General features: G+C 74.9%; 13 protein-coding genes. 9 read left to right on the forward strand and 4 right to left on the reverse strand.

Translation table 11 applies throughout. The features are described 5' to 3' along the window. Window positions 1-7 precede the first annotated feature (7 nt). Window positions 8-805, reverse strand: a complete 798-nt coding sequence (locus tag AC067A_RS04575) for an SGNH/GDSL hydrolase family protein (protein WP_478614423.1) — start codon at window positions 803-805, stop codon at window positions 8-10. Between the two features lie 148 nt (window positions 806-953). Between AC067A_RS04575 and AC067A_RS04580 the strand changes: the two genes are divergently transcribed. After that, a complete protein-coding gene (locus AC067A_RS04580) occupies window positions 954-1370 on the forward strand; it encodes a nuclear transport factor 2 family protein (protein WP_478614426.1) in 417 nt (138 codons plus the stop codon). Window positions 1371-1511: 141 nt separating this feature from the next. After that, entirely contained in the window at window positions 1512-2093 is a 582-nt protein-coding gene (locus AC067A_RS04585) for a DinB family protein (protein ID WP_478614429.1), read from the forward strand. Window positions 2094-2132: 39 nt separating this feature from the next. Here the strand turns inward: AC067A_RS04585 and AC067A_RS04590 are convergent, their stop codons facing one another. Then, window positions 2133-3047: a LysR family transcriptional regulator gene (locus AC067A_RS04590; protein ID WP_478614431.1), complete on the reverse strand. Its 915-nt coding sequence runs from the start codon at window positions 3045-3047 to the stop codon at window positions 2133-2135. Window positions 3048-3119: 72 nt separating this feature from the next. On the opposite strand from AC067A_RS04590, the gene AC067A_RS04595 reads away from it, so the two are divergent. Next, window positions 3120-3512 carry a RidA family protein gene (locus tag AC067A_RS04595; RefSeq protein ID WP_478614434.1) on the forward strand — a complete coding sequence of 131 codons (393 nt, stop codon included), beginning with the start codon at window positions 3120-3122 and terminating at the stop codon, window positions 3510-3512. Window positions 3513-3601: 89 nt separating this feature from the next. On the opposite strand, the gene AC067A_RS04600 is transcribed toward AC067A_RS04595, so the two are convergent. Continuing rightward, window positions 3602-5008: an MFS transporter gene (locus AC067A_RS04600; protein WP_478614437.1), complete on the reverse strand. Its 1407-nt coding sequence runs from the start codon at window positions 5006-5008 to the stop codon at window positions 3602-3604. Between the two features lie 110 nt (window positions 5009-5118). Between AC067A_RS04600 and AC067A_RS04605 the strand changes: the two genes are divergently transcribed. Beyond that, window positions 5119-5697, forward strand: a complete 579-nt coding sequence (locus AC067A_RS04605; protein WP_478614440.1) for a helix-turn-helix domain-containing protein — start codon at window positions 5119-5121, stop codon at window positions 5695-5697. Window positions 5698-5805: 108 nt separating this feature from the next. Here the strand turns inward: AC067A_RS04605 and AC067A_RS04610 are convergent, their stop codons facing one another. After that, window positions 5806-6159, reverse strand: a complete 354-nt coding sequence (locus tag AC067A_RS04610; RefSeq protein WP_478614443.1) for a PRC-barrel domain-containing protein — start codon at window positions 6157-6159, stop codon at window positions 5806-5808. Window positions 6160-6298: 139 nt separating this feature from the next. Here AC067A_RS04610 and AC067A_RS04615 point away from each other — a divergent pair, with 139 nt between their 5' ends. From AC067A_RS04615 to AC067A_RS04635, 5 genes are all read left to right on the forward strand, one after another. Beyond that, entirely contained in the window at window positions 6299-6703 is a 405-nt protein-coding gene (locus tag AC067A_RS04615; RefSeq protein WP_478614446.1) for a hypothetical protein, read from the forward strand. 81 nt (window positions 6704-6784) lie between these two features. Beyond that, on the forward strand, window positions 6785-7480 hold the full coding sequence (locus AC067A_RS04620; protein WP_478614449.1) for a DUF6766 family protein: 696 nt from the start codon (window positions 6785-6787) through the stop codon (window positions 7478-7480). 117 nt (window positions 7481-7597) lie between these two features. Then, entirely contained in the window at window positions 7598-8872 is a 1275-nt protein-coding gene (locus tag AC067A_RS04625) for a geranylgeranyl reductase family protein (RefSeq protein WP_478614451.1), read from the forward strand. 220 nt (window positions 8873-9092) lie between these two features. Beyond that, window positions 9093-9950: a DUF4132 domain-containing protein gene (locus AC067A_RS04630; RefSeq protein WP_478614454.1), complete on the forward strand. Its 858-nt coding sequence runs from the start codon at window positions 9093-9095 to the stop codon at window positions 9948-9950. Beyond that, the gene (locus AC067A_RS04635; RefSeq protein ID WP_478614457.1) at window positions 9947-14860 is read left to right on the forward strand and encodes a DNA-binding protein; all 4914 of its coding nucleotides are present in this window, start codon (window positions 9947-9949) and stop codon (window positions 14858-14860) included. Before AC067A_RS04630 ends, AC067A_RS04635 begins: the two co-directional genes overlap by 4 nt. Window positions 14861-15148 lie beyond the last annotated feature (288 nt).

Consider the following 15148-nt stretch of genomic DNA (forward strand, 5'->3'; position numbering starts at 1 on the left):
GTCGGCGTCACCTTCGTGCGGTGCCCTCGGCGTGGAGCGGAGTGAGGTCGGGGCGCTTGGCGGCACGGTCGTCGCCGGAGGAGCGGCCCCGCAGCCGGCGCCCGAGCCACGGGCCCAGGAACTCGGCGGCCCAGCGCAGTTCGCCGGCGACACCGGCGGTGCCGGGGCCGGGCGGCGTGGGCAGGGGCAGGGCCCAGGAGTCGTCGCTGTCGGGCAGGGCGAGGGCGTGGGCGACGGCGGCGGCGATGCGTTCGTGTCCGATCGGACCGGCGTGCAGGCGGTCCCGGCTCCACAGTCGTGGGTCGCTCACGACCTCGTGGTGACCGGTCTCCACGACGAGCACGCCGTGCCGTTCCGCGGCCGCGCGGATGCGGTCGTTGAGGGCGGTGATGCGCGGGCGTACGGGCCTGGCCAGCGGCATCAGGCGGGTGACGTCCGGGAAGGCGAGGGTGGCGACGCGTGCTCCGCCGGAGGTGAGCGCCGCGAACATCGCCTCCAGGTGGCCGGCGACCTCGTCGGCGTCGAAGCGGGGCCGCAGCAGGTCGTTGACCCCGGCCACCACGGTCGCCAGGTCGGGTCGCATCGCGAGCGCCGGCGCGAGCTGTTCGGCGCGGACCTGGTGGGCGACGCGGCCCCGGACGGCCAGGTTGGCGTAGTGCAGACCGGGCTCGTGTCGCGCCAGGTGCTCGGCGAGGCGGTCGGCCCAGCCGCGCAGCCCCGTGGTGTCGTCGCCGTCGCCGACGCCCTCGGTCTGGCTGTCGCCGAGGGCGACGAAACGCGCGAAGCGAACGGGTGTGGCGGTCATGGGCAGGGCCTCTTTCCTGGAGCCGTGCGACTTCCCGCCCCCGAGGGGCTCGCATCCTTGATTAGTCGCAGAAGTGAGTATAGACACCGGGACGTGTTCCTCATACTCTCCGATGCGCCTATTCAATGAATTGACTAAAGGTGATCCCGTGCACCCCTTCCGCAGGGCCGTAGAGGACCGCGACGAGGCCGCGATCGAGGCGCTGCTGGCCGACGGCGTCGTCTTCACCAGTCCTGTCGCCTTCAAGCCGTATCCCGGCAAGGCCATCACCGCGGCGATCCTGCGCGGCGTGATGCGCGTCTTCGAGGACTTCGCCTACCAGCGGGAGATCGCGAACCCCGACGGGCGCGACCACGCCTTCGTCTTCACGGCCACCGTGGACGGCAAGCGGATCCAGGGCTGCGACTTCCTCCACTTCGACGAGGAGGGCCGGATCGACGAATTCACCGTCATGGTCCGGCCGCTCTCCGCCGCCCAGGCGCTCGCCGCGGCCATGGGGGCGCAGTTCGACCGGATCGCCGGCGAGGCAGCCGGTGCGGCGGGGGTCGGCACCGCGGAGGCGTGACCGGCGTGGAGGGCTGGAGTCCGGCCGTGGCGCTGCCGCGCCGCGGCAAGTGACCACCCCCGGACCGCGCTTGCGAAAGATGATGAAAGAATTTGCAGGAAAGGGTTGACCGTCGCTCCGTCCGGGCGAGAGGGTCGCCCCATGCCCGCACACGTACCGCCCGTCGCCGACGAACGCGACGGCCTCCTCGCCTACCTCACGCAGCAGCGGCAGACCCTGCGCGCCACCGCCCACGGCCTGACGGACGACCAGGCCAGGCAGACGCCCACGGCCGGCGAACTGAGCATCGGGGGCCTCATCAAGCACGCGGCCCGCTGCGAGGCCGGCTGGACCGACCTGATCCTCCAGCGGCAGCGCGGTCCGCGGCGGGAGGCGGACGAGAGCGACTCCGCCGAGTTCCGGCTCACCCCGGAGGAGACCCTCGCGGAGGTGCTGGACCAGTACGAGGCCGCGGCCCGCGAGACGGACGCGGTCGTCGCCGGGATCGCCGACCTCGGCCAGGCCGTGCCCGTGCCGCAGGGCCTGCCGTGGTTTCCCGCCGACGTGCCGGCCTGGTCCGTCCGCTGGGTCCTGCTCCACCTCATCGAGGAGACCGCCCGGCACGGCGGCCACGCCGACATCATCCGCGAGACCCTCGACGGTGCCACCCTCTTCCCCCTTCTCGCCGCCGCCGAACAGTGGCCGAACCCCTGGTTCGAGCCGTGGCGCGCCCCGACCGCTTGACGCGCATGCCACCCCGCGGCACCGGCCGCGGCGGGCCGGCTACGGCGTGCGCGTGCCCGGCGACCGTTGACCGAGCGTCGCCAACAGGCGCGCGACCAGCGGATCAGGGTCGTCCGCACGCCAGGCGACGGCCACGCTCGTACGAGGGGAGCGGGGCCCGATCCCGCGGAACGCGACGCCCTTGAGGCGGATGCGGCGGATGCTCTCCGGGGCGAGCGACACGCCCAGTCCGGTCCCCACCAGGGCGCAGACCGTCTGCCATTCGACGGCGTGCTGCGTCACCCGGGGAGTGAATCCCGCGGCCGTGCACACCCCGGTGATCCGGTCGTGGAGCCGGGGGCCGACGGCGCGGGGGAACAGGACGAACGGCGAATCCGCCAACTGCCCCACCTCGACCGACCGTCGGGCCGCGAGCGGGTGCGAGGACGGCAGGACCGCCACGAACGGCTCGGTCAGCACGGTCTCGAAGGCGAGGTCCGCGTCATCGGGCGGCGGCTCGCGCAGCAGGCCGACGTCGACGGTCCGGTCGCGCAGGGCCGCCAGCTGCACCGTGGTGGTCATCTCGTGGATGTCCAGCCGCACGGCGGGGGACCGCTCCCGGAAGTCCCGCAGCAGGCCGGGCAGCACGGTGAGGGCGAGCGAGGCGGCGAAACCGATCCGCAGCCGGCCGGCCCTGCCGCTGCCGGCCTCGCGGGCCGCCGCCAGACCCTCCGCGAGCCCGGTGAGGGCGTGCCGGGCGGCCGGCAGCAGCTCCCGCCCCGCCGGGGTGAGGGCGACCCGCCCCGGCTCGCGACTGAACAGCGGATGGCCGACCTTGTCCTCCAGGCGCCGGATCTGCTGGCTCAGCGGCGGCTGGGCGATGCCCAGCCGGGCGGCGGCGCGGCCGAAGTGGAGCTCCTCGGCGAGGACGGCGAACGCGTGCAGTTGCGCGAGGGGAAGCTCCGGTCGATCCATACGCTCAGAGATATCACGCGGTGCTCACGGAAGTATTGGACGTATGCCCATCCGGTACCTAGCGTTCGGCGCATGACGGAACGACGCTCCATCCTCAGCGGTTCGACGTTCGAGGAGCAGATCGGGTACGCCCGCGCCGTGGTGGACGGCGACTGGGTGCACGTGTCCGGCACCACCGGATTCGACTACCCCACCATGACGATCCCCGACGACGTGGCGGAGCAGGCCGAGCAGGTCCTGCGCAACGTCGAAGCCGCCCTGGCCGAGGCGGAGTGCACTTTCGCCGATGTCGTGCGCGTGCGCTACCTGCTGCCCGACCGCGCCGACTTCGAGCCCTGCTGGCCGGTCCTGCGCCGCGCCTTCGGCGAGGTCCGGCCGGCCGCCACCATGCTCACGTGCGGACTCGCCGACCCCCGGATGAAGATCGAGATCGAGGTGTACGCGCGCCGCACCGCCACGGCCTGAACCGGGCTGGAGTCGTCACCTGCCGGGCTGTGCCACGGGCCTGGGGTGTACGCGCGCCGCACCGCCACGCCCTGAGCCGGGCCGGGCCTTCACCTGCCGGGCTGCGGCACGGGCCGGGGGCCCGCGGCGCGTGCCACGACCAGGAGGAAGAGGCCGCAGGCCGCCACGAGCAGCCATCCCGGAAGGGTCGCGGCGGCGAGGCCGGCGGGCAGGGTGTCCGCGACGAGGCCGCCGGCGACGGCGATGCCGACCGCGGCGCCGACCTGGCGGGCGGTGGAGGTGATCGCGCCCGCCACCCCCGCCCGCGACGGCGGGAGACCGCTCACCGCGGTGTTGGTCAGAGGAGCGTTGGCGAAGCCGAAGCCGATGCCGATCGACAGGAGGGCGGCCAGGACGAGCGGTACGCTCGTGTCCCCGTCGAGGCCCACCAGGCACAGGCCGCCGGCCGCGATGAACCCGCCCGCGAGGACCAGCGGACGCCGGGGTCCGAGGCGGCCCACCAGACTGCCGGACCAGGGCGCGCACAGCGTGGCGCCGAGCGCCATCGGCAGCGTCGCGGCGCCGGTCGCCAGCGGTGTCCAGCCGCGGGTGTGCTGGAGGTAGAGGGTGTTGAGCAGCAGGGTCGTGTTCAGCGCGACGAACACCGCCGTCGCGCCGAGCACCGCCGTGGCGAACGACGGCCGACGGAAGAGGCCGAGGTCCACGAGGGGTTCCCCGCGGCGCAGTTCGACCCGGACGAAGCCGGCCGTGGCCGCCGCGGTCAGCGCGTAGCCGACGAGCGTCACGGGTGACGTCCAGCCGAGGCGGGGGCCTTCGATGAGGAGTCCGACGACGAGGCAGAGGACCGTGGTGAGCAGCAGCTGGCCGGGAAGGTCGAGGCGGCGGGCGCGCTCTCCGCGCGACTCCGGTACGAACACGGCTGTCAGGACGAGGGCGGCGACGACCACCGGCGCGTTGATCCAGAACACCGAACGCCAGCCGAACGCGGCGATCAGCGCCCCGCCGGTGACCGGGCCCGCCGCCATGCTGAGTCCGAAGACGGAGGCCCACACGCCGATCGCGCGGGCCCGCTCCCGTGGATCGGGCATCGCGTTCACGACGATCGCCAGGGCCACCGGGCTCAGCATCGAGGCCCCGACGCCCTGGACGGCCCGTGCGGCGACGAGCACGCCCAGGGACGGAGCGAGGGCGCAGGCCAGGGAGGCCAGGCCGAAGACGACGAGCCCGCACCGGAACACCCGGCGGCGTCCGAAGCGGTCCGCGAGGGCGCCGGAGACGATGAGCAGGCCGGCCATCACCACGGTGTAGGCGTCGACGACCCACTCGAGACCGCGGACGCCCACGCCGAGGCCCCGCCCGATCTCGGGCAGCCCCACGTTGACGATGGTGGTGTCCACCCCCACCAGGAACATGCTGAGCGCGCAGACCGCCAGGACCGTCCAGCGTCCGCGCGCGCCGAGCGGGGCGGGCGGGGCGGGCAGGGATGTCGTGAGCACGGGCGTTTCCCCCTTCGACGAGGTCCCTTCGGCGGGACCGGACGCCGTCCAGGCTCGGGCCGGGGGAGGCCCCGGGACCAGGAACTTTGCGAAGACCGCAAAATGGCCGCATGGACAGCGAACTCGCCGCGCTCATCGACGGCATCGGACCCCGCCTGCGCGCGCTGCGCCGCGACCGCGGCCTCACCCTGGAGACCCTCGCGGCCGGCACCGGGATCTCCGTGAGCACCCTGTCGCGCCTGGAGTCCGGCCTGCGGCGGCCGACGCTCGACCTCCTCATCCCGCTCGCCAGGGCGCACCGCGTCGCCCTCGACCAGCTCGTGGCGGCCCCGGCCACCGGCGACCCGCGGGTCCACCTCACACCGCGCAGCCGCGCGCGCGGCAGCGTCCTCGTCCCCCTGACCCAGTACCCCGGCCGGGTCCAGGTCTTCAAACAGGTCCTCGCGTACCGGGAACCCCGCCTCGTCACCCACTCCGGCTACGAATGGCTCTACGTGCTCGCCGGCGAGCTCCGCCTCGTCCTCGGTGAACGCGAGGTCACCCTCCGGCCGGGCGAGGTGGCCGAGTTCGACACCACCGAACCCCACTGGTTCGGCCCCGCCGGCCCCGACCCCGTCGAGATCCTCCACCTCTTCGGCCCCCACGGCGACCAGGCCGTCGTCCGCACCGGCCCGGACGACGGCCGCTGAGCGGCGGCCCGGTGGGCCCCGCCCTTGAGCGGTGGCCCGGCGTGCCTCCCCGCCGCCCCGGCCACACGGGCACCCCCGACGGGCGCCCGCGGGGCCCGACGGGCGCGGTCACATGTGGGGCTGGCCGTAGTAGCGGGAGAACTGTTCGAGGTAGGCGGGCTCGTCGGCGTACTTGGCCTCGTCGAAGGCGGGGGCGTCCTTGATCCGGTCCTTGGCCCGGTCGACGTAGACCTTCTCCTCGGCGGTGTCGACCCGGGTGACGGTCCCGGCCGGCAGGAGGACGCGGCGGCCGAAGATCCAGGGTCCGGTGTCGACGACCAGGTAGGAGGAGCCGACGTCCGCGGAGTGTTTGTCGATCTTGCCGATGGGCCCGTCGGTGGCCTCGACCTCGTAGCCGATGAGGTCGAGGCCCTGCGGGTATTCGCTGCCCGGACGGTGGTTCCAGAGGTCGTACTCACTCATGGCGACACCTCTTCTCTGTCCTCATGGTCCCGTGGGCCACCCGCGCGCGCACGTCGTCGGGTGAGCCGAACGGGTGGGGAGCGTGACCATTCGGCCTCGCGGTCCTCCTCCCGGCCGGGAGGAGGGGCAGGGTGGAAGGGTGAGAGTCCTCCTGCTCCTCGGAACGACGACGGCCGTGGCCGTCCTGTCCGCCTGCGGCGCGCCGCAGGCCCGACAGGACGGGGCGAGCACGGCGGGCCGGACGTTCGAGGCGGCCCTCGCCGCCGGCGACTTCCGCGCCGCCTGCGGGCTGCTCGCCCCCGGCAGCCGTGAGCAGCTCGAGGAGGACGAGAAGAAGCCGTGCGCGGAGGCGCTGCCGTCACAGGAGCTGCCGCGGGCCGGCGGTGTGCGGAGCGTGGACGTGTACGGCAGACAGGCGCTGCTCGGATTCCGGGACGAGACGCTGTTCCTGTCGCAGTTCGGCGACGGCTGGCGGGTCACCGCCGCCGGGTGCGTGCCCGAACCGGGCGACGAGCCGTACAAGTGCGTCCTGAAGGGGGCATGAGGTGAGGGGCTTGTTCGTGTCGTGCGTGGTGACCATCGTGGGCGGCCTCGCCTACTTCACCGTGATCGGGCTGATGCACCGGTGACGGCCGACCGGTCCCCGAGCCGGGGGTTCTGGCGGACGAACAGCCTCACCCTCGGTTTCGGAGCGGCCTTCCTGATCGTCCTGGCCGCCCAGGCCGTCGCCGGGCGCGCCGAGTTCAACGAACAGCTCGCCGTCGAGGGGCTCCAGCAGATCGGCTTCGGCGACTACCTCATGTCGTCGGACTTCGCCGTCGACGTCACCGAGAACTGGCAGTCCGAGTTCCTGCAGTTCTTCCTCTACATCTTCGGCACGGTCTACCTGCTCCAGCGCGGCTCCCCGGAGTCCAAGGAACTGCACAAGGCGGGGTCGGAGAGCGACCGCGAGCAGCGCGTGGGCGACCACGCGCGAGCGGACTCGCCCCGCTGGGCCGGCACCAAGGACTGGCGGCAGAACCTCTACGCCCGCTCGCTCGGACTCGTCATGGCCGTCTTCTTCCTGCTGTCCTGGCTGGCCCAGTCGGTCTCCGGCGCCGCCGCCTTCAACGACCTGCGCCTGCGTCAGCTGCAGGCGCCCGTCACCTGGGTCTCCTACCTCGGCTCCGCCGACTTCTGGAACCGTTCGCTGCAGAACTGGCAGTCGGAACTGCTGGCCGTGGCGGCGATGGCCATCCTCTCCGTCTACCTGCGCCAGCGCGGCTCACCGGAGTCCAAGCCCGTCGGCGCCCCGCACGACGCCACCGGCATCGAAGGCTGACCCGACCCGGCCGCCGCGGAGATGCCTTCCGTGACGGGTGATCAAAGCCGTCGTACGTGGGTACGGATGGGAAGCCGTTCCCCCCAGCCCGCACCGGCCGCAGCAGAGGAAGATCTCATGGACCTGTCTCCCCACCGCGACTCGGCCGACGTCATCGTCGTCGGCGCGGGACCCGCCGGTTGCGCCGCCGCGTACCGCCTGGCGCTGGCGGGGCACGACGTCCTGCTCATCGAGAAGGCGACCTTCCCGCGCGACAAGATCTGCGGAGACGGCCTCACCCCGAGAGCCGTGAAGGAACTCGTGGGCATGGGCGTGGACATCGAGGGGGACGGCTGGGTCAGGACGCGGGGCCTGCGGGCCCACGGCTCCGGCACCACGGTGGAGATGCCCTGGCCCAGCGTGGCGTCCTTCCCCGACTTCGGACTCGTCCGCAGCCGGATGGACCTCGACGAACTGCTCGCCCGCAAGGCCGTGGCGGCCGGCGCCCGGCTCCTGGAGGGGACCAAGGTCACCGGCCCGGTCATCGACCCGGCCACCGGACACGTCAGCGGGGTGACCGCGGTGCGCGACGCGGAGACCCGCACCTATCGCGCGCCCCTGGTGGTCGCCGCCGACGGAGCGTCGAGCCGACTGGCCGTCGCCCTCGGTCTGCACCAGCGCGCGGACCGCCCGATGGGCGTGGCGGTGCGCCGCTACTACACGGTGCCGAGCCGTGACGAGGACCACCTGGAGGCCTGGCTCGACCTGGAGACCCGCGACACGCGCGGCCGCACCTACATGCCCTTCGGCTACGGATGGGTCTTCCCCGTCGGCGGCGGCACCTTCAACGTCGGCCTCGGCACCTTCCACGTCGGACGCAAACCCGACGTCGACCACCGGCAGCTCTTCCGGGAGTGGACCGCGCGCCTCTCCCCGGCCCGGCCGTTCGACGACGACCACGCCGACGGCCCGCTGCGCGGCGCGCCCCTGCCCGCCGGCTTCAACCGGCGGCCCCAGTACACCCGCGGTCTGCTCCTGACCGGGGACGCCGGCGGAATGATCAACCCGCTCAGCGGCGAGGGAATCGACTACGCGATGGAGTCCGGCCGCCTCGCCGCCGACACCGTCACCCGCGCCCTCGCGCGGCCCACCGCCGCCGCGCGCGAGGAGGCCCTCCACGGCTACCCCGAAGCCGTCCGGGGCGCCTACGGCCGCTACTTCACCGTCGGGCGCCTCGTCGTCCACGCCCTCAACCAGCCGCGGATCATGAAGCTCGTGGCCACGAGGAGCCTCAGCAGGCCGGTGCTGCAACGCTTCATGTTCAAACTCTGGGCCAACCTCACCGACCCGCACAGCAAGGACGCCCTCGACCGCGTCATCACCGCCATCCAGCGGGCGGTCCCGGCCGCCTGACCCTCCGTCCGTCACACACCGGCGGACCTTCCGCCCGCCACACACCGGCGCACCGCCCGCCCCCGCCCCCGCCCGCGGGGCCGACGCCGCACGACGGCGACGGCCCCGCGGGCGTTGTCAGTGGCCCTGGATAGTCTCCCCGCATACCGCAGCTCCGGGGTCATGGCCCCGTGGTTCGAGCTGCGCGGAAACCGACGGGACAGGCGGAGGGGCACGGCCGATGGCGTGGCTGACAGCGGGTGAGGGGTACGAGATCACCCTTGAGGACGGGCGCGTGGTGGCACGACGCGCCGGGGGACGGCAGCTGAAGACGCTGCCGAAGGCGCTGCGGGACGAGCCCGGGGTCGACCGGCTGCGCCGGCTCGCCGAGTGGCTGGACCGGCACACGGCAGCGTGCGTAACCCAGGTGGACACCTGGATGGTGTCCTCGCTCCCGGTGCCCACCGAGCTGATCGCCCGGGTGTGGCCGGACGAGGCCTGGCAGTCCGCCCTGCGCGACATGGCCGTGGTCGGCGACGACCCGGACGAGGTCGGCTTCCTGCGGGACGTCACCGCCGACGGCGAGCTCAAGGTCGTCGACCTCGACGGCGAGACCGTACGGCTCTCGCCGCGCACCGTCACCCTCCCGCACCCGGTGCTCCTCCCCGACCTCGACGACGTACGGGACTTCGCGGCCGAACTCGGCATCACCCAGCGCGTGGAGCAGATCCACCGCGCCACCTGGGCGAAGCCGGCCACCGGTCACACGGAGAGCGCGACGGAGGTACGGGACTACGCGGGCGGCAAGTTCGCCTCGCGCTTCGGCCTCGCGGCCCGCGCCACGGCCCTCGGCTACCGGGTCTCCGGCGGCTACGCCACGTGCAAGGTGCGCGACGGCGGCCGGAGCACGGAGGCGTCGGTGTGGATCGGCGAACCGTACTGGGACGGCGAGTCGGAGACCGGCGCCCTGACCTGGCACGACGGGGACGGCCGCGCGGTGCGGCTGCACGAGGTCGGGCCGGTGGCCTGGTCCGAGGGGATGCGCATGGCCGCGGCGCTCTACGCCGGCCGCAGGATCGAAGAGGGTGGGGACGCGTGACCAGCACGACCGCTTCCGACAACACGGAGCTGCTCCAGGCCGGAGCGGTGCTCCCGGCCGGCGCCGAAGGCGCCGGCGCCTCGGCCGTCGCCATGACCGCGCGGACCTACCGCCACCCGGCGCTCGGGGAGGACCGGGTCGTCGTCCGGCTGACCGCCGCCGAACTCGGACCCGCCGAGGACCTCGCCGCCGGCTTCCTCGGCCTCGAACCCGACGGGGAACCGGCCCTGGTGGGCCTCGGCCGGCGCAAGGAGCTGGGCTTCCCGGAATGGGTGCTCGTGCACCACCCCGAGGACGGGCACCACGCCCTCGCGGTCGTGCCCGAACTGGACCGGCTGGCCCGGCAGGCGAAGACCAAGCCCAAGGCCGCGCTCGACGCCTGCCACGAACTGGCCGGGCGGCTCGCCTCGTCCGTCCCGCACTTCCTGCCCGTCTTCTACGAGCAGTCCGCGCGGGTCTTCCTCGGCGTCGAGAACCCCACGTACGCCGGCCAGCTGTTCGGCCGCGCCCGCACCAGCGAGGCCCAGCACGGCCTCCCGGTCGACGAGGACCGGCTCGACGCCGTCTTCCTCGAGTTCGCCCTGGCCGGAGCACTGCCCGTGAAGGTCCTCGCCGGCTACGGCAAGGAACTCGCCGCCCGACTCACCCCGGCCGAGGCGTACGAGCGCTTCCGGCGCCTGTGCGTGCGCCGGACCGCCGGCGGCCTCGCCCCGTCCGCCCAGGCCGCCGTCGAACTGCGGCGCCTGGCGCGCGCCGCCGGACTCTCCGGCAACGAGGCGGAGCAGGATTACCTCGCCGAACTCCTGCCGCTGCCCGCCACCCTGCGGGCGGCGAGCGGCTGGTGGAAGGCGCACCGCACCGCGCTGATCGCCCTGGCCCGCCGCGTCCCCGAGGTGCGCGGCACGCTCCTGTCGATGACACCGCCCGGGGACGACGGCGAACTGAGCGTCCTGTGGCTCGACATCCTGGCGGAATCCGGAGCGGACGCGGGCCTCACCGACGCGGACGTGCCGCCGTCGGAGCGCTGCCCCGACGGCACGGCCGGCTGGCTGGAGCGCTTCCACGCCGCCCGGCACCGCGGCTGGGGCCCCCGCCCCACGCCCCCGGCCCTCCTCGACCTGGTGAACCGGGCCGCCGAGCGGCTGCGCGCCGACCTGGCGGACCGGCCCGTCGCCGAAGGGTCCCTGCGGATCGGCGTCGAGGACGCCGACCTCCTCGACCTGCTCCTCTCCCTCGGCCTCCCGGTCGCCGACCCCCGCCAGGACGCGCCCCACCGGCGCGGCGACTCGCTGAACCTGTCGGACTGGGCACGCGGCGAACAGCCCCGTGACCTCGCCGCGCTCGCCGCCGACCCACGCTTCCTCCCCGCCTTCAAGCGCGCCGCCTACGCGTACAACGGCGCGTCCACCGGCTCGGACGTCATGCTCCGGCTCGCCGGGACGGCCGGCGGCCGCCCGATGCTCGCCGAATGGATGCGCGAGGTGGCCCGCGGCTCCGTGGCCGCAGGACTGCCCGGCCTGCCGCAGGCGATCGAACGCCTGTCGTGGCTGCCTGCCGAGGCCCTCGCGCTCGCGCCCGACGAGGTCGCCGCGGCGGCCGCCGCCGACCTCGGCGCGACCCTGGCCCGCACCCTGCGCGGCGGCCTCTGGGAGGAACTCCACTGGCCCGCCTGGGAAGAGGCGCTCCGGGAACTCGCCCCCGCCCGCGACCACCGCGACGGCCTCACCGTCGTCGAGGCCTGGCCCCACCTGATCGTGGCCGGCGCGACACAGGTCCGGGTCATCGACGCCGACACCACCGTGCTCACCCACGACCTGCGCGTACCCGCCGGGCACGCCCACCGGTACGGCTTCCACTACGTGGACGGCGCCCTGCTCGTCTTCTGGAGCACCTACGGCCGCGGCGCCGGGATCCAGGCCTACTGGCACACCGCGCCCGACACGGTGTTCACCCTGGAGGGCGACACCGACTACTGGTCCCTGCGCACCCCGGGCCCCACCCTGCCGCTGCCCGGCGGCGGCCGTGCCACCGGCGGCGGAGTCCTGCACCGCGGCGACACCAGGCTGCCGCAGGAACGCCCGATGCTGTCCGACGGCGCCTCGTACTGGGTGTGGGAGGCGGGCGAGCGGCACCACGAGGGCGGCTGGGCCGAGTACGACCCCGTCGAGGGCGCCCACGGCCGGCGCTCCCAGCCCGGCTTCCTCGCCGACGCGCTCCGCCCGCACGCCGCCGGCGCCGAACTGAACGCGCGTTCCTCGTGGCTCAGGCCCGCCCCGGCCGTCCAGGGCTCGGCCCTGGGAGCCCCCGCGGACGGCCTGCTCGGCTGGCGCGTCGTACGCCTCCCCGGCAACGGCTGGCACGGCGAGGACACCGCCGGGCGCGCCGTCACCCTCCCCCAGGGCTCCGACATGCCGCTCGCCGCCGTGACGTTCCCCGGCGACGACAGGCCGAGGGCCCTCACCCAGCAGTGGCGGAAGCTGTCCCTCGTCGACCCGGACGGCGTCGTCACGACGACCAGCGAAGGCGACCGGCACGAGCTGTACGGCACCGCGAGCACGACCCTCCCCCCGCTCTCCCACCTGTACGCGCTCCGCGCCCGCGACGCGGAAGGCTCCGCCGCGCTCCGCGCCGCCGACGCGGAGACGGCCGGCGCCCTCCTGAAGGCGGCCGCCGTCGCCGAGCGCGAGGCGGACCTGCCCGCGCTCGTCGGCACCGCCCTGCCGGCGGTCACCGCGCCCGAACTCGTCGCGGGCGTGGTGCGGGTGCTCCGCTTCGCGCTGCGGCAGCAGAAGGCGCTCGACTCCGTCGCCGCACGCCTCGACCCGGCCGCCGAGCCCGCCGAGACCCGCGTCCAGGGACCGGCCGACCGACTCCTCGCCGAGGCGCTGAACGGCCTCGCGGGCACCGGCTACTACCGGGCGGGCGCCGACGAGGACGTGGCCCACCGCTTCCTCGCCGAGCTCGCGGCGGCCCGCGCCGACACCGCCGCCACGGCGAAGCCGGGCCGGCTCCACTTCGACCTGCCCTCGCTCCCGTACTCCGCCCTGCCCCTCGCCGCCCTCCTCGAGGAACCGGCCGCCCTCGCCTACCGGGCCGTCGCACCCGGCGGCTGCGACGCACACCGGACCGCGCTCCTCGGCCTCCTCGGCCAGGTCGACGCCCTGGGACTGGCCTCGGCGACGGGGTCGGCAGGCCACTGGCGCCGCGTCCTGGTCCACCTCGGCACCCCGCACCTGCACACCCCCGACGGCCTCCCGCGCGGCTCCGGGCACCGCTGCGTCCTCCCGCTGGGCGGCGGGGCGGCGCTCGGCATCACCGAACACCACACGGACGTCGACGGCGGGCGGGAGTTCGGGGCGCTGCTCCACGACCCCACCGGACGCTTCGACGTGCCCGGCCCCTACACCCTGCGCGGCGCCGCGCCGGTCGGCGACCCCAGCCGCGGCGCCGACTGGCTGACCGCCTTCCTGCGGGAGGCGACCGACCGCGCGCCGGCGCCGTTCCTCCCGGCGGCGGCCGACGAGTTCAGCCGGCTCACCGGTGCCTCCGGCGCGCTGGCCCGCCTCGTCCTGGTGGGGATGCCCGGCATCGACCGCTGGGAGAACAACTTCCTGCCCGCGGAAGTCCGCAAGACCCTCGGCCTGAAGGTGGCCGAGGCTGCGCAGGCCCGCGACCAGCTCCGCACACTCCCCGTCTCGGTGCGGCGGGCCGTCGTGGCGGCACTCCTGCCCGACGACCCGGCCCGGCTCTGGACCGACGGCCCCGACGTGACGTCGGCCGCGGCCGAGTGGAACGCGCGCGTGGGGCGGCGCGTCCCGGTGCCCGACTGGCTCGCGGCGGAGGCCTCGCGCGCCGCCCGCAGCGGCTGGCCCGTCCACAAGGCGCTGCCCGCGCTCCTCGACCCGGCGTCGTCACCGGAACTCGGCGCCGACGTGGCCTGGCACATCGAGCGCGACCGGCCGACGACCGTCACCCCCGCCGAGGACCCGTTCGACGCGTCCGTGCTCACGGGCTCGATGAGCCTCACGGCCTGGCTGGCCCACCGGCTGCCCGCCGGCGACCCGCTGCGGGCGAGGCTTCCCGCGGCCCTCGACGCCGTGCGGCAGCGCCTCGCCTCGCCCGAACTGCTGCTCTCCGTCGGCCACTTCGTCTCCCTCCCGGACTTCCGCAAGGTCGCCGGCGCCCCGACGGAGACCGCACCGGACCACGAGCGGTACGGCGCGGTGCTCATGGCCACGCACGACGAACAGCCCCAGCCGGCGCTGCGGCCCGCCCTCCTCGACTCCACCGGTTCCGATCCCTACCTGGCGGCACTGCGCGGCCCGGACCAGCTGCCCGGCGCCGTCGAGTCGGCCCTGCGGCGCGCCCACGACCCGGCGTTCGCACGGCTCCTCGCCGACCCGGGCGCGCCCGCGGCCGGCGAGACCGACCAGGACGGCACCTGGTGGCCGCAGGACCCCTCGCGCTCGGTGCCCGAGCTCGTGGACGAGGTCTCCCGGTCCCACGGCCTGGGAGCCGACGCGGCCGCGCTCTACCTGATGCTCCTCGCCCTGCCCGACCCCACCGACCGCAACACGGCGCGCTGGACCGGATGGAAGCCGGCCCGCCTCAAGGCGGCCCGCGCCGAACTCGCCGTCGGCGAGCACGTGGTGACGGCCGTACGGGCCCGGGCCGGACGCTCGCTGTTCCTCCCCGGCGCCTGGGCCGAGCAGTCGACGCCCGTCCTGCCCGTCGAGCAGTGGAAGCTGCCGATGTACGGGCCGGTGGCCGGCGCCCGGCCGGTCCTCGGCGCACTCGTGCCCGCCGAACCGGTCACGGAGCTCTTCGCCCGCGCCTGGCAGCGGATCCTCGACGGGGACGTCCCGCGCTTCGAGGAACTGAAGGTCCGGCGCACGAGACGCCGCCGCTGACCGCCCACCGCAGCGGTCCGGCACACGGCGCGGCGCACCCCGGCCCGGGGGGCGCCGCGCCGGCCCGGGAGCCCCCTGCTCGGCCCGGGAGCCCCCTGCTCGGCCCGGGAGCCCCTGCTCGCCCGGGAGGCCCCGAGCAGGCCCGGGGCCTCCCGGGCCGGCCCCGGAGCCCGGAGCCCCGAGCCGCCCGCCCGCCCCTTCGCGAGCGCGAGCGCGAGCCCGTGCCCCCGTCGTCGTCACCGGTACGCGTACCGGCCCCGTCCCCGCGCACCCCGTCCCCACGCACCC

It is taken from the genome of Streptomyces sp. NPDC043176, from assembly GCF_056436715.1.